Raw genomic sequence first — 19,604 nt, 5'->3', positions numbered from 1 at the left:
GGGCCGCTTGGAGACGAAGACGATGAACGTACAGGAACCAGCCCGCCCCGCTCGCGCAATGGAGCGCGGCATGGCCAATGCGGCCCGCAAATACGCCCCCTACCCGACCGTTGGCCTCGCCGACCGGACATGGCCGTCCAAGACCATCGACAAGGCGCCGATCTGGTGTTCGGTCGACCTGCGCGACGGCAATCAGGCGCTGATCGACCCGATGGGGCACGAGCGCAAGGTCCGCATGTTCAAGTTGCTGCTCGACATGGGTTTCAGGGAAATCGAGATCGGCTTTCCCTCGGCCTCGCAGACCGATTTCGATTTCGCCCGCTGGTGCATCGAACAAGGCGGCGTGCCGGCCGATGTGTCCCTGCAGGTGCTGGTCCAGTGCCGCCCTGAACTCATCACACGCACCTTCGAGGCGCTGGAAGGCGCGACCAACCCGATCGTCCATTTCTACAATTCCACCAGCGAATTGCAGCGCCGCGTGGTGTTCGAGAAGGACGTGCGCGGCATCAAGCGCATCGCCACCGACGCCGCCAAGATGATCACCGACATGGCGGCGAAGGCAGGCGGCGGATACCGCTTCCAGTATTCGCCGGAAAGTTTTACCGGCACCGAATTGGAAGTGGCGCTGGAGATTTGCAACGCCGTCACCGAGATCATCCGGCCGACGCCCGAAAACAAGCTCATCGTCAACCTGCCTTCCACCGTGGAAATGTCGACGCCCAACGTCTACGCCGACCGCATCGAGTGGATGTGCCGCCAGTTGGACAACCGCGAAAACCTCATCATCTCGCTGCATCCGCATAACGACCGCGGCACCGGCATCGCCACGACCGAACTTGGCCTGATGGCCGGCGCCGACCGCGTCGAAGGCACGTTGTTCGGCAATGGCGAGCGCACCGGCAATGTCGATATCGTCACGCTGGCGCTCAACATGTACACGCAGGGCGTGGATCCGAAACTGGACTGTTCCGACATCAACCGCATGAAGGCGGTCTACGAATATTCCAACCAGTTGAAGATTCCCGAACGCCACCCCTATGTCGGCGAACTGGTCTACACCGCCTTTTCCGGCTCGCATCAGGACGCCATCAACAAGGGCATCAAGGCGCTGAGAAAGGCCAACACCCCGCTGTGGGAAGTGCCCTATCTGCCCATTGATCCGGCCGATGTCGGGCGCTCGTACGAAGCGATCATCCGCATCAACTCGCAGTCCGGCAAGGGCGGCATCGCCTATGTGCTTCAGGCGGACTACGGCCTCAACCTGCCGCGCAATCTGCAGATTGAGTTCAGCCACGACATTCAGGCGATCACCGACACCGAGGGCAAGGAAGTCTCCGTGAAACGCATCCATGAACAATTCATGGAAACCTATGTAGACCAGCCCGGCGCGCGGCTGAAATATGTCGAACACCGAACCTATCCGGATACGGCCGTGAAGGGCCGCCGCCTGATCGAGGCGACGATCCTCGACAATGGCCGCGAAGTGACCATTACCGGCACAGGCACCGGGCCGATCGACAGTTTCGTCGAGGCGCTGTCGCGTCATATCGGCGTCGAAATGTCGGTTCTCGACTATTCCGAGCATTCCCTGCAGCGCGGTTCCAACGCCTCGGCGATCTCCTATGTCGAGGTCGAGCATCCGGGTGGAAAGCTGTTCGGCGCCGGGATCAATACCAACATCTCGTCGGCTTCGCTGGAAGCGGTCGTGTCCGCCGCCAACCGGATCATCGCAATAAGCGCCGGTTAACCAATCGGGGCCGGCCCTCTGGATAACTGTCCGGCGGGCCGGCACCCTCGAAAGCAAACGCTTGTGCGCGAGGTCAAGCGCTATAGTATCGATCCTAGATTCTGCCGCCCGTCGAAAGGGATGAGACTTGCAGCATTCCACGCCTGCCGCCCCCGCAGTGCGCGAGACGCTAGAGCGGGTTCTCGCCAGCGAGACGTTCGCACGTTCCGAACGCGCAAGGGAATTGCTGCGCTATCTGGTCGACCGCCAGCAGGCGGGCGGCTCCGCGAGATTGAAGGGGTTTGCGATTGCCGTCGACGTCTTCGGCAAGGACAATGATTTCGATTCCTCGACCGATGCCGTCGTGCGGGTCCAGGCGGGCCGGCTTCGCGAGCTTCTGACCCAGTATTTCGCGACCGAAGGCGTGTCGGAAACCCTGCGCATCACCATTCCGCGCGGCAGCTACGTTCCCGCCTATGAAGCCAATGCGGTGCCTGTGCCGGCCTCCCTGGCCCTCGACGAAAATCTTGCGGGAGCCGTGATCGAAGAAACTACGGCGGTTGCGGCGTCGAAGCGTCGCCGGGGCCTGATCGGCATGCCGTCCATGGCGCGCCAGCTTCCCTTCTTCTGGGCCGCGATCACGCTCGTCATCGTCATGCTCGGCGTGCTGATCGTTCGCCAGGGCGGTTCTTTATCGCCGGACGGCGTCGAAATGGCGAGAGCCGACATCGCCGCAACGAGCAGTATCGCTGCGCCTCAATCGTCCACAGTGCTGCCCGTGGTTTATCTCAGCGTCAAGGCCAAGGGGGAAGCAGCGGACCGGATCGCATCGTCGCTACGTGCGGGGCTTTCGGGCTTCGACACGATCGATTTCATCGGGCGCAACATCTCCGGATCGCCTGACCCGGTCGCCGATGCGTCGAGCTTCGTTGTCCAAATCCTGCCCGGGCAGAGCGCGGACAGCGTCACTGTCGAACTTGAGAACGTGGCGACCGGCCGGGTCCTGCTGTCGCAAAGCCTTGATGCTGCGAACGCGCTGCCGCAGAAGATCGATGACGGCATCGCAAGCATCCTGACGGCCACGGTTCCAGCTTCCGGCACGATCTACAATTACATCGAGCAGAACGGCCTGCAGAAAGGCCTGACCCGGTGCCTGCTGTTGGACGAAAAATATTATCTCGACCAGAACGCCGCGACCCATGAGCCGGCCTACCGCTGCCTTGAAAACCTGGTCGCAAAGAGCGTGAAGTCGCCGCTCGTCTATTCCGAAATCGCGTCGTTGCACCTAGAGGCGGTTACCAAGCACTACGCCTATCCAGCGGGCGCAACCGCCGATCAGGCATTCGAGTTTGCCCGCCGCGCCATCCATATGGGTTCAACCAGCGCCGCCGTGCATCGTTCCTTCGGCTATCTCAAATCCCGACAGGGCGAGTCGGAATCGGCCATCCACTGGATGCACAAGGCCTACCAGCTCAACCCCTACGATCTCGGCATGGCCGCCGGCTATGGCTACAGCCTCATCTTCGCCGGCAAGTATGGCGAGGGAACGCCTATCCTCGCGCGCGCGGTCGAGGCGACGAGCGCCCATCCGACATGGTGGAATTTCGGCTTGTTCGTCGGAAAGTTCATGCAAGGCGACATGGCCGGCGCCAGGAAGGCCAGCGACGCGCTGATGACGACGGCACCCAAATCGCACTATCTCGCCGCGCGCATCATCAGCGCCAAGGCGTTTGGCGACGACGCAGAGCTAAGAGAACTCAAGGATACGCTGACCCAGCAATTTCCGCGTTTCGTCGCAAATCCGCGCAAGGTTTTCGCTGAAAGGAATTACCCTGCGGATCTGACCGACCGCCTGATCGACGCGTTGCATGAAGCCGGCATTTTCAATGCAAGCTGACACCGGCGATCCGACCACGGCGATCCATGCCGTCGAAGCAGGAAGCGGGTCCGAGGCAATCGTATTCATCCACGGGTTCGGCGCGGCTCATGGCGTTTGGGATACGATCCTGCCCTCGCTTGTGCGGCATGCACGCACCATCGCCTATGACCTGCCCGGCCATGGCCTTTCGCTGAAAACACCGGGTGCCGGCTCGGCCAAATTTGCCGCGCGCGCTATTTTGGCCGACCTTTCCGAGCGTGGGGCAGAAAAAATCCATGTCGTCGGCCATTCCATGGGCGGGGCTGTGGCGACGTTGATGGCGTTGGCCGAGCCGCAGCGCATCGCCTCGCTGACACTGCTTGCGCCGGGCGGCTTCGGACCGGAAATCAACGGTCCCCTGCTGCGCCGCTATGCCAAGGCCGTCGATGCACTTGAACTGCGCGCCTGCCTGGCGGCCATGTCGGGCGAGAACGCAACCGTAACCGATGATGCACTCAGCTCCTATCTCGCCATGCGCGGACGGCCCGGCCAGACGGAAAAGCTGGTCGAAATCGCCGCCGCCATCACCAGGGACGACCGCCAAGGCATGATCCCGCGCGAAATGCTGGCGACGCTGACGATGCCTGTCACGCTGCTGTGGGGCACGGATGACCCCGTCGTGCCGTTCACACAGTCCGCCGACCTGCCTGCCAATTTTACCGTCCGCGTCGCGCCGGGAGCCGGCCACATGCTGATTGGAGAGACACCAGAACTAGTGCGCGACGCAATCCTCGCCAATCTTGCTCTCCCCGGTTGATCTGGCGGCTGTATTTCACCATCTTCTGTGGTAACTCCTCGTTAACCAAACCCGAGGCTGAAGCTGATGAGTGATGCAAGCGATAGCCCCCTGAACCAGGCGCGAACGCTTTCCGTCGTGGTGCGGGACGTCAAGAACGCGCTCGCCGATCGCGACGACGTCGTCGTGGACATGCGCGATGCGCACCGCATGCGGCTGGAACTGCTGGCCGCCGAACTCGCGCCCGTTTTCGCGGACGTTCCCGCCGATATGGATAGTTTCGATTTCACCGTATCCTCGGGGCTTCAGCCGCGCCTGTGGATCGATGCGGTGAGCCATGTCGCGATGGGACGCGACCGTCGCACCTTTCGCTTTCTCAGGGATACGCGCGTCGGCCGCGTGGTGCTGGCCGAGTCGACCGATATGAGACCTGTCGCCGACCAGGTCACGCGCTATGTCGCCGAACGCATCGTCGAGCGGCAGCGGCTGATGGAAGGCGGTGCCGAGCCGGTCGCCGGGGTTTCCCGGAACGCCGTGGCGGAAGCCGAGCCGCCCTTGAACGGGCGCTCGCGCATGCGCGGCAAGGTGTGGTCCGCACTTGCCGCCGGGCTGGCATTGATACTTGCCGGGGCGCTGTTCGGGCTCGGAATATCGGCCGTGCTGTTCTGGGACCGCATCAGCGCGGCCCTGTTCAGTTCCTGATCGACGCAGCGGCGTTGCCGCTGAGTTCCACGGTTTCCAGATCGCTTGGCGGCAGGGCGATACCGGTCAACCCGCGCCGCGTCAGGCGCACGTGCCAGTCGCCGTTTTCGCCGTCTATATCGATAAGATTGTATTGCGCCGCCGGATGCGAACCGCCCGGCGCCTGGCCCGCGGGAGCGACACCGATGACCGGGATTCTAGCTCCCTTGCCGTCGATCATGTTGAGCGATGGCAGGTGCGAATGGCCGTGCAGGACAAGTTCCGCCCCCTGTCGGCGCATCGCCTTTTGAAAGCGACCGATGCCGAACAGGCGCTTGTGCTGAGAAACAGCGTCGCGCACTGGTGGATGATGGATCATGATGACCCGGAAAAGCCCGCGCCGGCCGGTCTCTTCCAGGATTTTCTCCAGCCGCGCCGCCTGCCTCTCCCCGAAAAACCCGTTGGCCATGAAGGGGGCGGTGGCGCGCGCCGTCGAGACGCCGATCAGCGCTATGTTCTGACGCACGCGCAGATAGGGAAACGCATCTCGGTTGACCGGGGAACTGGCCCCGTCGCCGCTCATCCATGCGCCCCACGAGCGGCACGCCTTGTCGAAAGCGCCCGGCACATAGGCATCGTGGTTGCCGGGCACCACCGACACGTCCTGCGGCGAGCCCAGCGTTTCCAGCCATAGCCGCGCCATCTCGATCTCGCCGTCCAGCGCCAGATTGACCAGGTCGCCGGTAACGGCAAGATGGGCGGGTTCGCTTGCCTTGAGATCGGCGACGATGGTGTCGAGCACCGCATCGCGCATATGGCGGCGGCGGTTGCGCTGCCAGTTGACATAGCCCACCACCCGCTTGGAGGCGAGGTCGCGATAGGTTACAGCGGGCAGCGGCCCCAGATGGACATCGGAAATATGCGCAAGCCTGAACATTTTCTCTTCATAGGCGACGAAGGCCAGGCTTTCCACCGAAGGTTTTACCGCGGATGACCGAGGACAACGAAGAAGCGTTCCGCCAGACCGGCTGGCCGGGCTTTCGGGCCAAGCTGTTCCATCTCTATTTCCTGCTCAGGCGACCAATGACCTTGGGCGTGCGCGGCCTCGTCTACGACCGCGCGACGAACTCGGTCTTCCTTATCCGCCACACTTACGTGCCTGGCTGGCAGTTGCCGGGCGGCGGCGTCGAGGTCGACGAGACGCTGGAAAAAGCGCTGGAGCGCGAGCTTTCCGAGGAAGGCAACATCGCCTTCACCGCGCCGCCTCGGCTCAAATCCCTGCACTTCAACCGACGGTCAAGCCGGCGCGACCATGTCGGCTTCTACCTGATCGAGGATTTCGTCCAATCCAGGCCAAAGACGCCGGACCGCGAGATTGCCGAATCCGGCTTCTTCCCGCTCGACAAATTGCCGGAGGGCGTCACCCCAGCGACCCTGCGGCGCATCGCCGAAGTGTTCAGCCGCGCAACGCCCTCGCTCTACTGGTAACTCACGCCGCTTCCCGGAACCGGGCACGATCATGCGGCGCATCGAAATCGAGCGCCGGGCCGACCGGCACGATGCGCGTCGGGTTGATGGTGTCGTGGCTGCCGTAATAATGCGCCTTGATGTGCTGGATATTGACCGTGCCGGCCACCCCCGGTACCTGGTAAAGCTCGCGAACATAGTTCGACAGGTTCGGATAGTCGGCAATCCTACGCAGATTGCATTTGAAGTGGCCGACATAGACCGGATCGAAGCGCACCAGCGTCGTGAACAGCCGCCAATCGGCTTCGGTGATCTGCCCGCCGACCAGATAGCGCTGCTTCGACAGGCGCTCCTCGAGCTGGTCCAGCGTGGCGAAAAGCTCGTGAAACGCCTCTTCATAGGCCTGTTGCGTGGTGGCGAAGCCGGCGCGATAGACACCGTTGTTGATCGCCGGATAGACCAGCGCGTTGATCGTGTCGATCTCGCCGCGCAGCGCCTTGGGATAGAAATCGAGCCTCGCGTCGCCAAACTCGTCGAAGGCGGAATTGAGCATGCGGATGATTTCGGACGACTCGTTGCTGACGATCGTTTTTTCGCGCTTGTCCCACAGCACGGGCACCGTCACCCGGCCTGAATAGGCAGGGTCGGCCTTGGTGTAGAGCTGATGCAGGAAGTCGAGCCCATAGAGCGTATCGCCCGTAGCGCCGTCCTCGGCCAGGAACGTCCAGCCGTCCGCGCCCATGAACGGATGCACCACCGAAACGGAAATGACTTCTTCCAGTCCTTTCAGCGCCCGGAAAATCAGGGTGCGGTGCGCCCACGGACAGGCCAGCGAGACATAGAGGTGGTAGCGGCCGGACTCGGCCTTGAAACCGCGCTTGCGCCCTGGTGCCGGGGCGCCGTCAGCCGTGATCCAATCGCGCCATTGCGACTGCGACCGCTCGAACTTGCCGCCCGTCGATTTGGTGTCGTACCAGCGATCCTGCCACTTGCCTTCAACCAGCAATCCCATAATCTTGTCCTTCCGTGCTTTCACCACATGTAAGGCACCCGACGACGATCCGAAAAGCATTTGCCTTGAACAGAGTGTCAATCGGCCCCCCTTCCGGGGCTAAAGGCCGATTGCAGCGGCCGACATTTGATGCTAGCGGACAACCACCATGGTCCACGTCTTTGCATCCATCCGGTTCGACCGACGACGAAAGAACGCCCGCGCCTGAACAGGCGCTGACTGGCGAACGCTGCGCCTTGCAGCATCTTTCCTCGCATACCGGAACGCGACGACCATGAACTCTGCCGACGTGACCTACCTGCCGGAAACCCCGGCGCATGACCACCAGATCGACGTCATCAACGAAGAAGCTTTCGGGCCGGGCCGCTTTGCGCGCGCCGCTTACAAGATACGCGAAGGCGGCCCGCACGACCGGGCCTTGTCCTTTGTCGCCATGCAAGGCGAAACCGTCATCGCTTCGGTGCGGATGACGCCGATAGCAGCGGGCGAAGGCCGTTCCGTCATGCTGGGGCCGCTGGCGGTGCGCCCGGCCTTCAAGAACCTCGGCATCGGCCGGCGGCTGGTGGCCATGGCGCTGGAAGCGGCGACAACGGCGGGCGTGCCTTCTGTCCTGCTGGTCGGCGACGAACCCTATTACGGGCCGCTCGGCTTCACCAAAGTACCGCACGGCCAGATCTTGATGCCCCGCCCCGTCGACCTCAACCGGGTGCTGGCCCACGAAATCATGCCCGGAACCGTGCGCAAGCTTTCCGGCGAAGTCTGCCACGCCGACCAGGCTCAACGCCGATAGGTACGTTGCGCCGCCTGCACCGTCTCCGTACTGTGCGGAAAACCAGGAGAGAAAAATGAACCCGAACGGACAGGTCGCAATCGTAACTGGCGCAGGCTCCGGCCTTGGCGAGGCGACGGCGCGGGCGCTTGCCGCCAAGGGCGCCAAGGTCGCCATTCTCGATGTCGGCATGGAACGCGCCGCCAAGGTCGCTGCGGACATCGGCGGCATCGCGGTCCAATGTGACGTCAGCAGCGCCGACAGCGGTGTTGCCGCGATTGCAGAAGTGGGCCAGAAACTCGGAACCGCCCGCATCCTCGTCAACTGCGCCGGCATCGCCATCGGCGTGAAGACGGTCGGCAAGGACGGGCCGCATCCGCTCGACCAGTACCGCAAGGTCATCGAGGTCAATCTTATCGGCACCTTCAACATGATCCGTCTCTTCGCCGACGCCGCTGGAAAACTCGATGCTCTCGAGGGGGCCGAACGCGGCGTCATCGTCAATACCGCCTCGGTCGCCGCCTATGACGGCCAGATCGGCCAGGCCGCCTATTCCTCGTCCAAGGGCGGCATCGTCGGCATGACGCTGCCGGTGGCGCGCGACCTCGCCCGCTCCGGCATCCGTGTCTGCACCATCGCGCCCGGCATCTTCAAGACGCCGATGATGGCCGGCATGCCGCAGGACGTGCAGGATTCGCTGGGGGCCGCCGTGCCGTTCCCCTCGCGGCTTGGCGAGCCATCGGAATACGCCGCGCTTGCCCTGCATATCGTGGAAAACCAGATGCTCAACGGCGAAACTATTCGTTTAGACGGGGCGATCCGCATGGCCCCGAAATAACTGGTATTCGGTGGCCACCGCCACCAAGCCTGCGTCCAGTCAAGAGGTCTGCGATTGGGTGGTTAGGCGACATTCTGCTTTGTACGCGATGGGCCGGAAAGAGGACTTCTGCTAATGGGTCATGGCGGCAAGTGGGTCGCTCGATTGTAGCCCGCTTCACTTTTGCGTACCCTCGGCAGCCTGCGAGAAGATGGCGAGGAGAAGATCCCTTATGGCGAAGCTTGTTTTTGGATTGAACCAGTCGCTGGACGGCTATGTCGACCACGACCACACGGCATTTGTACCCGATCCCGTGCTTTTTCGTCATTTCATCGACGACGTGCGCGGCCTCGCCGGCAGTGTGTACGGTCGCCGTATGTATGAGGTGATGCGGTATTGGGACGAGGATCATTCTGAGTGGGGTGAGGCAGAATGTGACTATGCGGCGGCGTGGCGGAGCCAACCGAAGTGGGTCGTGTCACGCTCGTTGAAGTCCGTTGGCCCGAACGCCACCCTTGTCGATGATGAGGTCGAGGCGGCGATACGCGGTTTGAAAGCTCAACTCGATGGGGTGATTGAAGTTTCCGGACCAGAGTTGGCGGGAAGTCTGACCGACATGGGCCTTGTCGATGAGTATCGGTTGTACCTCCATCCCGTTGTCCTCGGCGGCGGCAAGCCGTTCTTCGCCGGCCCGCGGCCCCCGCTGCGCCTCGTGGCGAGCGATCGTATCGGCGAGGACGTGATCAGGTTGACATACGTTCCAGCATAGTCACGGCGATTAGCCTGACGGACCGCTGAAGAGGCGGCTTTTGGGATCGGCGACGGCAGCCATGAGTGTCCGCCGTGCGGTCGAATGCAGCCTTCGTGGCTGTTGGCGCCGAATGGCGGAAATAACCTTGTCAAACGCCGCCTGACCCGCAATAAGTGGAGAAAGAATATCAACTTATTGCGGTGAGCAAATTGGAAGACAAAAAGAAGGACGTGCTGCGCCAGACTAATGCCGAGGCGATCCGGCTGGCCAGGACGCTGGTGCGCGGCGCGCGCTATGGCTCGCTTGCCTTCATCGACCCCAAGACCGGCGCGCCGAACGTCAACCGCGTCGGCGTCGCGACAGACATCGACGGTGCGCCGCTGATCCTCGTCTCGATGCTCTCGGCCCACACACCCGCCATTCTGGCCGACCCGCGCTGCTCGCTGCTGGTCGGCGTGACCGGCAAAGGCGATCCCCTGGCGCATCCGCGCATCACGCTGGCCTGCCGCGCCACGCGGCTGGAACGGGGCGGGCCGGATCACATCCGCGCCGAGCGGCGCTACCTGAACCGCAATCCGAAGGCGAAGCTCTATGTCGGGCTTGGCGATTTTTCGATCTTCCGCCTCGAGCCGGAAAGCGCCAGCCTGAATGCCGGGTTCGGCAAGGCCTACCGGCTCGAACGCGCCGACCTTCTCGTCTCGGGCCCCATCAACGACGAGCTGGCGGCCAGCGAACAAGGCGCGCTCGACCACATGAACGCCGACCATCTTGATGCGATCGCCGTCTATGCGCGCCATTTCGCCAAGGCTTCCGGTAATGGCTGGAAGGTTACCGGATTCGATGCCGATGGTATCGACATCGCTTCGGGAGACGATGTCCACAGGGTATTTTTTCCCCAGCCTCTCAAGGTCGCAACCGAGCTGCGCCCCAGCCTGGTGGAGATGGCGCGGGCCGGGCGTGCGGCAGAACCGCCACAGTCCTGATGGCAATGGCCGCTGCAACCGGCCGGTTGCGGTTGTGGTTTGGATGAAATGTTTCTACCTTCCATTTGCGCCGTCGGGCTTGCGGCGCAAATGATTTGCCGCATCTCGATGCGGCTGCGCCGAGGTATTCTCGCGGCCATATGCAGGCATCTTTTCGGTGTCGGTCTTGTGCCGCGAACGATTGATTGATGGAGTTCCCGCGCTATCTGCCCCCATAGCGCTGGAAAGCAGGGAAAGTGTGGGGTTAATGATGGTTTCGTCCAAGCTGATCGACAATGCCGAGGCAGCGGCTTCCTTCCTGATGCTGATGGGCAACGAAAAACGGCTGATCATCGTCAACCATTTGCTGGACAGCGAAATGTCGGTCGGCGCGATTGCCGAAAAAGTATCGCTCAGCCAGTCGGCGCTTTCGCAACACCTGGCGAAACTCCGCGCCTTCGGCCTGGTTCAGACCCGTCGAGACCGGCAGATGATCTACTATTCCTGCCAATCCGAGATGGTGCGAGCGCTTTTGCAGATGCTAAGCGCCGTTTTCGATGACGAGGAGCAGGCAGCCCCAGCCCTACGCCGCACGGGGACTTGACCACAAGCGACCACGCAGCTTTATCCCGGCGACACTTTTGGTGAGCATCGGAGTATTCCGAAAACCGGATTCCACTTTTCGGTCCGATGCTCCAGACCACCGGGAAAGCCATGAACCTCACCCGCATCGACGATCCGCACGACCCCAGGATCGCGGCCTATCTGGATATTCGCGAGCGCGACCTGGCCGGCAGGCAGGGCCGCTTCATCGCCGAAGGCAAGGTGGTTCTCGACGTGCTGCTATCGGCGCGGCGCTTCACTGCCGAATCGATCCTCGTGCTGGAAAACAGGCTGGCCGGCCTGTCCGACATTCTGGCGAAAGCCCCCGAAACCCTGCCCATCCACGTCGTGTCCGGAGAGGTCATGGACAAGATAGCCGGCTTTCACATGCATCGCGGCATATTGGCCATCGGCATCAAGCGCGCGCGCCAGGACGCGGAAGCCCTGCTGGCGGATCTTCCACCGCTGGTCGTCGCACTGGTCGGCATTTCCAACCACGACAATATGGGCTCGATCTTTCGCAATGCCGCGGCTTTTGGCGCTCATTCGGTGTTTCTGGACACGTCGTGCTGCGACCCGCTCTACCGCAAGGCAATCCGCGTTTCGGTGGGCGCGGCGCTGAAAGTGCCCTTCGCCACCTTCGACGATACGAGCAGCTTTATCGGGACGCTCGACCGGCTCGGCTATGACCAGTTTGCCCTGTCGCCTCGCGGCGCTATCGACATTCGCGACGCGCGGCCGGGAAAACGGCTGGCGCTGTTTCTGGGAACGGAAGGGGAAGGCCTGCCCGGCCCCCTGCTGGAGCGGCTGGAGACGGTACGTATTGCGATGGCGAAAGACTTCGACAGCCTGAACGTCGCCGCCGCCTCCGCCATTGCGCTGCATCATTTCTCCCGCATCAAGAACTGATACTGGAACGATCCCGCCTGGCTTTCAGCCTTCAGCCGCCGCTTTCTGCAAGGCCCGGACCCGGTCGGCAAGGCTCATCATGCGCTCGCCCTGTTGCCCGGAGGCCTGATCGACCTGAGGGGCCGCAAGCGCCTTGGAAATCGGCGAATCCGGGCCGTCGAGCAGCGCCGTCAGTTGGACCACTTCCGCCGCGAGATCATGCATCTGCTCGCGCAGCATCGAAGCGTCGCCCGCCTCGTCTCCCGGCGAATGCGCTTGCTGCGCCGCCGCAACATCGGTCCTCAGTTGCTTGTTCTCGCGGGCAAGCGCCACCAGCCGCGCTTCCAGCCGCTCGCGAGCAACGTCCAGCTTGCCGATGGCTTTTTCGATGTCGGCCTCCCGACGGGGGTTCGCGGCAGCGGGAGCCACGCCCTTCGACTGCTCCCGCAGCCGTTCGATTTCCTTTTCGCGGCGGTCGAGCTTTTCGTCCCGGTCCGCCAAAGTCGCCATCAGGCGCGCGACTTTCTTGTCGAGGTCGCTCGCCTTTTTCCGCTCGGCGTCTATGGCTTCACGGGACAACCGGTGTTCCACTTCGATCTCCTTTTGACGCCGCAGCGCGTCCTTGTGCTGGGTGCGCAGCGAAGACATTTCGTCGGTCAGCCCCTGGAGCCTGGATTCCCTGGCCACCAGTTCGATCTGCCGGTTGCTGGCGGCAAAGCTCGCCTCGTCATACATCTGGCCCAGCCGTTCCAGTTCCTGCGCCGCCTCCTCGGCAAGCCGTTCGCTGTCCGCCAGCCTGGCGGACAGGGTGCCGACCTGCTCTTCGCTTTTGCGCGCCATGACCGTAAGCGCCTCGTTGGCCTGTTCCTGTGCCGCGATCTTCAGTTCATGCGCGGCGCGTTCGGTTTCGAGCGCCGCCAGTTGCTCGCGGCTACGGCCGATTTCCACCATTTGCCCGGCCGCCTTCTCGCGCAACGTCCCGACGGTCATTTCCAGCTTGCGCGTCGCCATGGCGAACTCCGCGCGCATGCTGTCCTTGTCCGCCTGGATTTCGGAAAGGGTCAGCGGCATTGATCCCTGAATGCGGGCGCGCGTCAGCGAGACGGCCCGGCGCCAGATGGCCGGAGCGACCAGCAGCGCAAGAAATCCGGCACCGAGGAAGCCGAGCGCGAAGAAAAGGATAGGCTGGACCAAGACGCTCTACTCGCTATGGATCGCGGAAGCCTTCGCAGGCACGCTATTGTGCCACGTTGCGCCGAGGCAAATCCAGTGCTCCCCGCAGGGAGCCCGTTAAAATCCAAGCCTTAAAATGGATTCCACGTCGGCCGGTCGGTCAGCTTCAGATAACCGAGATTGACGCCGAGCCGTGCCCCGACGCCGGTACGGATCGGCACCAGCAGCATGTTGTTGTTCTTGAGCACGTTGAAGCCGACGCCGGCGATCACATAGGCCGAGCCGGCAACGCCGCCGAAGCGGTTGTAGATGGCGCTCACGTCGTCCAGATTATAGACGAGCATCATCACGCGCGACCCTTCACCGCCGAAATCCCAGCCCAGCGAAGGACCTTGCCAGAATGTTTTGTGGTCGCCGGCGTTCTTGGTGTAGAGCGTTCCCTCGCCATAGGTGAGCCCGCCGATAAAGGCGCCGGACCCTTCCTCGCCGAGCAGATAGCCGTTCGGCAGGCCGTAAGACGCAAAAATCTTCTCGACCACGCTGGCAAGGCCGCCGGACGTCGCGCCAAAGAATTTATGGCCGGAATCGACGATTTCCTGTGCGGTATATTCCTGCGCCTGCGAGGCGGAGACCGACAGGCCGTAAAAACCCGCAAGGGCAATCATCATCGCAAGGACACGGAAAACATTCCGGTCGTAAAGTCGGGAAAACATTGCTTCCAATCTCCGTCAGGGAGCGCTTTCGCCGACGCCTCACCCGTGCAGGCTCCTTGCTGGCCGCTTCGGGTATGTCAGGATAAACTGTTATGGTGCCAATCTAGGCCGTAATCGTTTTTCAACCATTAAAGTCTCACATGAAGATGGCGGCACAAAGGCCGTCGGGCGACCTATTGCGGGCGTATTGCCGAAAGATCGATTTATGATTTGTTGATGCTCCGATGCTGGCTGTATACCCGCCCAAGTCGGAGTTGGGGCGATTCGTCGATGTAGCGTTTCGTGAATTTCATTTTGCTGTTTTTGCCTTTACCGGGGATTCTCCATGGCTGAGCTTTTCACCCTGTCCGCACCCGATCTCGCAGCGCTGCTGTGTAGCCGGGTCTGCCACGACATCATCTCGCCGGTAGGCGCGATCAATAATGGACTGGAACTGCTGGACGAGGGCGGCGCCGACGAAGACGCCATGAACCTCATCCGCCAGAGCGCCCGCAACGCGTCTGCCCGCTTGCAGTTTGCGCGCATCGCGTTCGGAGCCGCCGGTTCGGCAGGCATGCTGATCGACACCGGCGACGCCGAAAACGTCGCCCATGCGTTCCTCAAGAACGAAAAGCCCGAACTGACCTGGACCGGAACGCGCGCCTTGCTGCCCAAGAACAAGGTCAAGCTGCTGCTCAACCTCCTTCTGGTGGCCAATGCAGCCATTCCGCGCGGCGGCAAGATTTCAGTGACGCTGGAAGACGTCGAGACGCAGCCGCGCTTCACGCTTACTTCCGCCGGCCCGATGCTGCGCGTCCCGCCGAAATTCCTGGAACTTCATTCCGGCAACCAGCCGGACGAGCCGATCGACGCCCATTCGGTGCAGCCTTACTATACGCTGCTTCTGGCGCGCGAGGCCGCAATGACCATCTCGATCCACGCCACGATGGACGAAATCGTCCTAACGGCAAGCTGAACGGTGCCCAAAGCCCCGGAAATAAAGCCTTCCTGAGCACGAAACAGGCATAGTCGAGACAAATTTATCCATCGGCTTTTCCGCTTCTTTACCAGCCTGCCCTACACTCGCTTGTCAGGGGACCGGCCACGCCGGGCAGATAAGGCAATAAGGGGATGGCAATGAAGCGATGCATGTTCGTCGACGATTCGAGCGTTGTCAGGAAAGTCGCCAAGCGTATCCTTGGCGGACCGGATATGCTGGTGATCGAAGCCTCCAGCGGTCCCGAGGCACTGGAAATGTGCGCCACCGACATGCCCGACATACTCGTCGTGGACGGCGCGATGGAGGGCATGCCGACGACCGATTTCATTCGCAAGGTTCGAACCCTGAACACGCCGGTCGTGCCGACAATCCTGGTTTCCCTGGTCGAAGTCGACATCGGGGCGATCATGCGCGCCAAGCGCGCCGGCGCCCAAGGTTATTTGTTGAAACCCTTCAACCGTCACCAGTTGACCGAACGTTTCCGCACGCTGGTCAGCGCCGCCTGATCGGCGCGCATGATGCCCCATGCAACGGATCGCCTTCGGGCGATTCTCCGCGTGGATTGATGACGCTCAGGCCTTTTTGGCTTCCACAATGCAAAAAGCCCGGCAGAAGCCGGGCTTTTATTGCGTCGTAGCCTGCCGTCAGGCGATTTCGCGAACCTCTTCCGGCTCGCGCAGCACATAGCCGCGCCCCCAGACGGTTTCGATATAATTCTGGCCGCCGGATGCCGCATCGAGCTTCTTGCGCAGTTTGCAGATGAAGACGTCGATGATCTTCAATTCCGGCTCGTCCATGCCGCCATAAAGGTGATTGAGGAACATTTCCTTGGTCAGCGTGGTGCCCTTTCGCAGCGAAAGCAGCTCCAGCATCTGGTATTCCTTGCCGGTCAGGTGCACGCGCTGGGTGCTGACTTCGACCGTCTTGGCATCCAGGTTGACCACCAGTTCGCCGGTCGTGATGACCGACTGGGCATGGCCCTTCGAGCGGCGCACGATAGCGTGGATGCGGGCGACCAGTTCGTCCTTATGGAAAGGCTTGGTCATGTAGTCATCGGCGCCGAAGCCCAGGCCGCGGACCTTGTCCTCGATGCCGGCCATGCCGGAAAGGATGAGGATCGGCGTCTTGACCTTGGAGAGGCGAAGCGTCCTCAGCACCTCGTAACCCGACATATCGGGGAGGTTCAGATCGAGAAGGATAATGTCGTAGTCGTAAAGCTTTCCGAGATCGACGCCTTCTTCGCCCAAATCGGTCGTATAGACGTTGAAGCTTTCCGACTTCAGCATCAATTCGATGCTTTGTGCGGTTGCACTGTCGTCTTCAATCAGCAGAACGCGCATCTCATTCCCCTTTTCCGCTACCGATCCGTTTCCGAGCCGTCCTGAATCGGAGCAGCAATTTCCTAAGTCGAAGCTGCCACCTAATGGTTAACAAATCCTAATTACGTACCCGTTACGATACCAGATTTTTTAACCAATTTCTACACTCACTTGAATCGGCTACGGAATCCCGATGCCGATTCGTTAATCCGAAACATTAGAAGTCCGGACTAAGCGATTCTTCTGACTCATAAGGTGGCATCGTTTTCCGTGTCGAAATTTTTACCTGCCCTTAAGTCCTGGGTCCTATGATTAACAATGCCCGTAAACGAATGGTTACCGGCATGAAAAAATTTTAGGATTTTGTTTCCTATAGCGAGGGGAAAGCTAGGGGAAACAGGCGGGACAGGCCCTGCCGGGGTCGTTTGAACGCTATGTGCAAGTGTGCGTATGCTGGAGTTTCGAATCATGAAATCACGTGAGAACCTGGTTCGACTGAAGCAATTTCAAGTCACCGAGAAGCGGCGACAACTGCTGCAGCTCGATATGATGATCGCCGAATTCGAGCGAATGGCCGGCGAACTGGAATTGCAGATCGCCGCAGAAGAGAAAAAGGCCGGCATTACCGATACATCTCATTTTGCCTATCCGACCTTCGCAACGGCGGCGCGCCTGCGGCGCGACAATCTCAGGAATTCCCAGTCCGACCTCGCCCAACAGCGAAGCGCTGCCGAATCATTACTCGCCGAAGCTGAAGCGGAGCTTTCCAAGGCGGAATTGCTCGAATCGCGCGATACAAGGCTTCGGGACGTCGAGATCGACAATCGCAGCGCGATGATCGGCTAAACGCCGAAGCCTGCCCCTGACCTGACGGCCCCATTAACGCGGGCAAAGCGCGCCCGCGCAACCATGACGCATCGCCGCCGATGAAATCCGCGCCGTATGGCAGGCGGTGCTATCGCTTGGTTGTTTGTTCCAGGATGCAACGGAAGCGGCGTTCTTCGCCCGCGAAACGCGCCTGTGCGGCACCGGGCAGCCGGTGTCGGACCGAAAAATGGAAGCCGGTTTTCGGAAAATTCGACGCTCAAACAAAGAGATAGAGCGACACCCGGACTTATCCGGGCGTCAGCCTCTCTAACCACAACTTCGAGTTGCCTTCGCACGCCGAGCGGACCGCAAGGCGTCGCCGAACTCAACCGTCTTTCAGAACAGCAAAAAACCGTCGGCCAACGCCGAACGGGCTTTCACCCCCGAAAGGGAGCCACGTTCCGATTGTTCCGGAGAACGATCAATACCGCAGTGTGCCGTTTGTGCGTCCGAAGGAACGCCGACACTCAGTGACGGTATTGCTGGATGCGGGTCGTGCGCAATCCCGCTAGGCCGTACTCGTCGATCGATGCCTGCCAGGAGAGGAATTCTTCCGTGGTCAGCTTATAGCGCTGACACGCCTCTTCAAGGCTCAGAAGCCCGCCCCTCACGGCAGCAACAACTTCCGCCTTGCGCCGGATAACCCAGCGCCTTGTATTGGTCGGCGGCAGATCGGCAATGGTAAGAGGGCTGCCGTCAGGCCCGATAACATATTTGACTCGCGGTCTAATTAGATCGGTCATCGTACTCTCTACTAAAAACTCAAAGACCCAATCCCCACCACATTACCGTCACAGCTTTAAAAATTGCCTAAGCCCGCCCTAATGGATAGGTAAGGATCATGAATGCCGCGTTAGGGATTTCAGCGGCATTTGAAACAACGCGCACAAAACCGTAGGTGCGACCCCTGCCCCGGCACCCCGGCGCTGGCGAAGTCGCCAAGCTTGCCCTATATTCGGCGCATCGTTCGGGCCTTGAACCCGAACCGTTGAGAATACGGACTTGACCATGAACAGCCTCGACCTTCCCGCACGCCCTGAAGAAACGCGAATCGTGGTGGCGATGTCGGGTGGCGTCGATTCCTCCGTCGTTGCCGGCCTGCTCAAACGGGAAGGCTACGATGTCATCGGGGTCACGCTTCAGCTTTACGACCATGGCGCGGCGACCCATCGTGCCGGCTCCTGCTGTGCCGGCCAGGATATCGACGACGCCCGCCGCGTTGCCGAGACGCTCGGCATTCCGCATTATGTGCTGAATTACGAGGAACGCTTCCGCAAGGCCGTGATCGATCCTTTCGCCGCCAGCTATATGGCCGGCGAAACGCCGATCCCCTGCGTAGCCTGCAACCAGACCGTAAAGTTCGCCGACCTTCTGGCAACCGCGCAGGAGCTTGAGGCCGACGCCCTGGCGACCGGCCACTATATCCGCTCGCGCGCCAATGGCGCACATCGGGCACTGTACCGCCCTGTCGATCTGGATCGCGACCAGAGCTATTTCCTCTTTGCCACGACGCAGGCGCAGCTCGACTATTTGCGCTTTCCGCTTGGCCACCTGCCGAAGCCGCAGGTGCGCGCCATCGCCGAGGAGATGGGCCTGTCCGTCGCCGCCAAGCATGACAGCCAGGACATCTGCTTCGTACCGCAGGGAAAATATTCCGACGTCATCGCCAAGCTCAGGCCAAATGCCGCCAATCCCGGCGACATCGTCCATATCGACGGGCGCGTGCTCGGGCGTCATGATGGCATATTGCGGTATACGATCGGCCAGCGGCGCGGCATCGGCGTCGCTTCCGGCGAGCCGCTTTATGTCGTGCATCTGGATGCCGAGAATGCGCGCGTCGTCGTTGGCCCGCGCGAAGCACTGGAAACGCACAAGATCTACCTGCGCGACATGAACTGGCTGGGCGACGGCGCATTGACCGATATTCCCGCCGACGGCGCCGAGGTTTTCGCCAAGGTGCGCTCCACCCGCCCGCCGCGGCCCGCCACGCTGCATCGCGGCGACGGCGCCGTCTGGGTCGAGCTTGCCGATGGAGAGTCCGGCATCGCGCCGGGCCAGGCATGCGTTCTCTATTCCGACGACGGCAACGACGCCCGCGTCCTCGGCGGCGGCTTTATCGGCCGCTCGCAGCGCAGCGCCGATGCCGAAGCGATGTTGAAGAAACTGGCGGCAAACCCCGCCCATATCGCCGCCGGGTAGCGCCGGCCTTCCGGCCGGGCATCA

At 61.6% G+C, this 19,604-nt stretch carries 21 protein-coding genes; 15 read left to right on the top strand and 6 right to left on the bottom strand.

Annotated elements, in window-relative coordinates; translation table 11 throughout:
* Positions 1 to 70: 70 nt before the first annotated feature.
* The 4 genes from leuA to ACX3P0_RS13160 all read left to right on the top strand — a co-directional run bounded on the left by leuA (position 71) and on the right by ACX3P0_RS13160 (position 5,082).
* Positions 71 to 1,747: a 2-isopropylmalate synthase gene (leuA, locus tag ACX3P0_RS13175; RefSeq protein ID WP_459089264.1), complete on the top strand. Its 1,677-nt coding sequence runs from the start codon at positions 71 to 73 to the stop codon at positions 1,745 to 1,747.
* Positions 1,748 to 1,874: 127 nt separating this feature from the next.
* Positions 1,875 to 3,623 carry a tetratricopeptide repeat protein gene (locus tag ACX3P0_RS13170; RefSeq protein WP_459089061.1) on the top strand — a complete coding sequence of 583 codons (1,749 nt, stop codon included), beginning with the start codon at positions 1,875 to 1,877 and terminating at the stop codon, positions 3,621 to 3,623.
* Entirely contained in the window at positions 3,613 to 4,401 is a 789-nt protein-coding gene (locus ACX3P0_RS13165; protein WP_459078072.1) for an alpha/beta fold hydrolase, read from the top strand. The genes ACX3P0_RS13170 and ACX3P0_RS13165 overlap by 11 nt, the downstream gene beginning before the upstream one ends.
* Positions 4,402 to 4,467: 66 nt before the next feature.
* The gene (locus ACX3P0_RS13160; RefSeq protein WP_459078071.1) at positions 4,468 to 5,082 is read left to right on the top strand and encodes a hypothetical protein; all 615 of its coding nucleotides are present in this window, start codon (positions 4,468 to 4,470) and stop codon (positions 5,080 to 5,082) included.
* Here the strand turns inward: ACX3P0_RS13160 and ACX3P0_RS13155 are convergent.
* Positions 5,072 to 5,998, bottom strand: a complete 927-nt coding sequence (locus ACX3P0_RS13155; protein ID WP_459089262.1) for a metallophosphoesterase family protein — start codon at positions 5,996 to 5,998, stop codon at positions 5,072 to 5,074. The two genes, ACX3P0_RS13160 and ACX3P0_RS13155, sit on opposite strands and share 11 nt — an antisense overlap.
* A gap of 53 nt (positions 5,999 to 6,051) precedes the next feature.
* Here ACX3P0_RS13155 and ACX3P0_RS13150 point away from each other — a divergent pair, with 53 nt between their 5' ends.
* On the top strand, positions 6,052 to 6,549 hold the full coding sequence (locus ACX3P0_RS13150) for an NUDIX domain-containing protein (protein ID WP_459089059.1): 498 nt from the start codon (positions 6,052 to 6,054) through the stop codon (positions 6,547 to 6,549).
* 1 nt (position 6,550) lies between these two features.
* Here the strand turns inward: ACX3P0_RS13150 and ACX3P0_RS13145 are convergent, their stop codons facing one another.
* Complete coding sequence (locus tag ACX3P0_RS13145; protein ID WP_459089057.1) at positions 6,551 to 7,540, bottom strand: glutathione S-transferase family protein; 990 nt, start codon at positions 7,538 to 7,540, stop codon at positions 6,551 to 6,553.
* Positions 7,541 to 7,814: 274 nt separating this feature from the next.
* Between ACX3P0_RS13145 and ACX3P0_RS13140 the strand changes: the two genes are divergently transcribed.
* The 6 genes from ACX3P0_RS13140 to ACX3P0_RS13115 all read left to right on the top strand — a co-directional run bounded on the left by ACX3P0_RS13140 (position 7,815) and on the right by ACX3P0_RS13115 (position 12,351).
* Complete coding sequence (locus ACX3P0_RS13140) at positions 7,815 to 8,330, top strand: GNAT family N-acetyltransferase (protein ID WP_459078068.1); 516 nt, start codon at positions 7,815 to 7,817, stop codon at positions 8,328 to 8,330.
* A 55-nt stretch (positions 8,331 to 8,385) separates the two neighbouring features.
* Complete coding sequence (locus ACX3P0_RS13135) at positions 8,386 to 9,147, top strand: 3-hydroxyacyl-CoA dehydrogenase (protein ID WP_459078067.1); 762 nt, start codon at positions 8,386 to 8,388, stop codon at positions 9,145 to 9,147.
* Positions 9,148 to 9,358: 211 nt separating this feature from the next.
* Positions 9,359 to 9,895: a dihydrofolate reductase family protein gene (locus tag ACX3P0_RS13130; protein WP_459078066.1), complete on the top strand. Its 537-nt coding sequence runs from the start codon at positions 9,359 to 9,361 to the stop codon at positions 9,893 to 9,895.
* A 191-nt stretch (positions 9,896 to 10,086) separates the two neighbouring features.
* The gene (locus tag ACX3P0_RS13125; protein ID WP_459089055.1) at positions 10,087 to 10,860 is read left to right on the top strand and encodes a HugZ family pyridoxamine 5'-phosphate oxidase; all 774 of its coding nucleotides are present in this window, start codon (positions 10,087 to 10,089) and stop codon (positions 10,858 to 10,860) included.
* 250 nt (positions 10,861 to 11,110) lie between these two features.
* Complete coding sequence (locus tag ACX3P0_RS13120; protein WP_459089260.1) at positions 11,111 to 11,443, top strand: ArsR/SmtB family transcription factor; 333 nt, start codon at positions 11,111 to 11,113, stop codon at positions 11,441 to 11,443.
* A 110-nt stretch (positions 11,444 to 11,553) separates the two neighbouring features.
* A complete protein-coding gene (locus ACX3P0_RS13115; RefSeq protein WP_459089053.1) occupies positions 11,554 to 12,351 on the top strand; it encodes a TrmH family RNA methyltransferase in 798 nt (265 codons plus the stop codon).
* Positions 12,352 to 12,375: 24 nt separating this feature from the next.
* Here ACX3P0_RS13115 and ACX3P0_RS13110 read toward each other — a convergent pair whose 3' ends face one another.
* Together ACX3P0_RS13110 and ACX3P0_RS13105 are read right to left on the bottom strand one after the other, a co-directional pair.
* Positions 12,376 to 13,524, bottom strand: coding sequence for a hypothetical protein (locus tag ACX3P0_RS13110; protein WP_459078062.1), 1,149 nt, complete (start codon positions 13,522 to 13,524; stop codon positions 12,376 to 12,378).
* A 110-nt stretch (positions 13,525 to 13,634) separates the two neighbouring features.
* Complete coding sequence (locus ACX3P0_RS13105; RefSeq protein WP_459078248.1) at positions 13,635 to 14,171, bottom strand: DUF1134 domain-containing protein; 537 nt, start codon at positions 14,169 to 14,171, stop codon at positions 13,635 to 13,637.
* 370 nt (positions 14,172 to 14,541) lie between these two features.
* Between ACX3P0_RS13105 and chpT the strand changes: the two genes are divergently transcribed.
* Together chpT and ACX3P0_RS13095 are read left to right on the top strand one after the other, a co-directional pair.
* Positions 14,542 to 15,171, top strand: a complete 630-nt coding sequence (chpT, locus tag ACX3P0_RS13100; protein WP_459078061.1) for a histidine phosphotransferase ChpT — start codon at positions 14,542 to 14,544, stop codon at positions 15,169 to 15,171.
* Positions 15,172 to 15,332: 161 nt separating this feature from the next.
* Positions 15,333 to 15,701: a response regulator gene (locus ACX3P0_RS13095; RefSeq protein ID WP_459089051.1), complete on the top strand. Its 369-nt coding sequence runs from the start codon at positions 15,333 to 15,335 to the stop codon at positions 15,699 to 15,701.
* Positions 15,702 to 15,839: 138 nt separating this feature from the next.
* Here ACX3P0_RS13095 and ctrA read toward each other — a convergent pair whose 3' ends face one another.
* Positions 15,840 to 16,535, bottom strand: coding sequence for a response regulator transcription factor CtrA (ctrA, locus tag ACX3P0_RS13090; protein ID WP_459078059.1), 696 nt, complete (start codon positions 16,533 to 16,535; stop codon positions 15,840 to 15,842).
* Between the two features lie 447 nt (positions 16,536 to 16,982).
* Between ctrA and ACX3P0_RS13085 the strand changes: the two genes are divergently transcribed.
* On the top strand, positions 16,983 to 17,360 hold the full coding sequence (locus ACX3P0_RS13085; protein WP_459078247.1) for a flagellar export protein FliJ: 378 nt from the start codon (positions 16,983 to 16,985) through the stop codon (positions 17,358 to 17,360).
* 488 nt (positions 17,361 to 17,848) lie between these two features.
* On the opposite strand, the gene sciP is transcribed toward ACX3P0_RS13085, so the two are convergent.
* The gene (gene sciP, locus ACX3P0_RS13080) at positions 17,849 to 18,124 is read right to left on the bottom strand and encodes a CtrA inhibitor SciP (RefSeq protein ID WP_023679563.1); all 276 of its coding nucleotides are present in this window, start codon (positions 18,122 to 18,124) and stop codon (positions 17,849 to 17,851) included.
* 259 nt (positions 18,125 to 18,383) lie between these two features.
* On the opposite strand from sciP, the gene mnmA reads away from it, so the two are divergent.
* The gene (gene mnmA, locus ACX3P0_RS13075) at positions 18,384 to 19,580 is read left to right on the top strand and encodes a tRNA 2-thiouridine(34) synthase MnmA (RefSeq protein WP_459089049.1); all 1,197 of its coding nucleotides are present in this window, start codon (positions 18,384 to 18,386) and stop codon (positions 19,578 to 19,580) included.
* Positions 19,581 to 19,604 lie beyond the last annotated feature (24 nt).

Source organism: Mesorhizobium sp. A556 (assembly GCF_054489545.1).
Note: the sequence above shows the minus strand (reverse complement) of the source record. Positions and strands in the feature narration are given on the sequence as shown.

Coding starts and splice junctions, on each gene's coding strand:
- ACX3P0_RS13150 (WP_459089059.1), top strand. CDS start 6,052: ATGACCGAGGACAACGAAGAAGCGTTCCGCCAGACCGGCTGGCCGGGC.
- ACX3P0_RS13115 (WP_459089053.1), top strand. CDS start 11,554: ATGAACCTCACCCGCATCGACGATCCGCACGACCCCAGGATCGCGGCC.
- sciP (WP_023679563.1), bottom strand. CDS start 18,124: ATGACCGATCTAATTAGACCGCGAGTCAAATATGTTATCGGGCCTGAC.
- ACX3P0_RS13095 (WP_459089051.1), top strand. CDS start 15,333: ATGAAGCGATGCATGTTCGTCGACGATTCGAGCGTTGTCAGGAAAGTC.
- chpT (WP_459078061.1), top strand. CDS start 14,542: ATGGCTGAGCTTTTCACCCTGTCCGCACCCGATCTCGCAGCGCTGCTG.
- ACX3P0_RS13140 (WP_459078068.1), top strand. CDS start 7,815: ATGAACTCTGCCGACGTGACCTACCTGCCGGAAACCCCGGCGCATGAC.
- ACX3P0_RS13105 (WP_459078248.1), bottom strand. CDS start 14,171: ATGATGATTGCCCTTGCGGGTTTTTACGGCCTGTCGGTCTCCGCCTCG.
- leuA (WP_459089264.1), top strand. CDS start 71: ATGGCCAATGCGGCCCGCAAATACGCCCCCTACCCGACCGTTGGCCTC.
- ACX3P0_RS13155 (WP_459089262.1), bottom strand. CDS start 5,998: ATGTTCAGGCTTGCGCATATTTCCGATGTCCATCTGGGGCCGCTGCCC.
- ACX3P0_RS13160 (WP_459078071.1), top strand. CDS start 4,468: ATGAGTGATGCAAGCGATAGCCCCCTGAACCAGGCGCGAACGCTTTCC.
- ACX3P0_RS13135 (WP_459078067.1), top strand. CDS start 8,386: ATGAACCCGAACGGACAGGTCGCAATCGTAACTGGCGCAGGCTCCGGC.
- ctrA (WP_459078059.1), bottom strand. CDS start 16,535: ATGCGCGTTCTGCTGATTGAAGACGACAGTGCAACCGCACAAAGCATC.
- ACX3P0_RS13130 (WP_459078066.1), top strand. CDS start 9,359: ATGGCGAAGCTTGTTTTTGGATTGAACCAGTCGCTGGACGGCTATGTC.
- ACX3P0_RS13085 (WP_459078247.1), top strand. CDS start 16,983: ATGAAATCACGTGAGAACCTGGTTCGACTGAAGCAATTTCAAGTCACC.
- ACX3P0_RS13165 (WP_459078072.1), top strand. CDS start 3,613: ATGCAAGCTGACACCGGCGATCCGACCACGGCGATCCATGCCGTCGAA.
- ACX3P0_RS13120 (WP_459089260.1), top strand. CDS start 11,111: ATGGTTTCGTCCAAGCTGATCGACAATGCCGAGGCAGCGGCTTCCTTC.
- ACX3P0_RS13145 (WP_459089057.1), bottom strand. CDS start 7,540: ATGGGATTGCTGGTTGAAGGCAAGTGGCAGGATCGCTGGTACGACACC.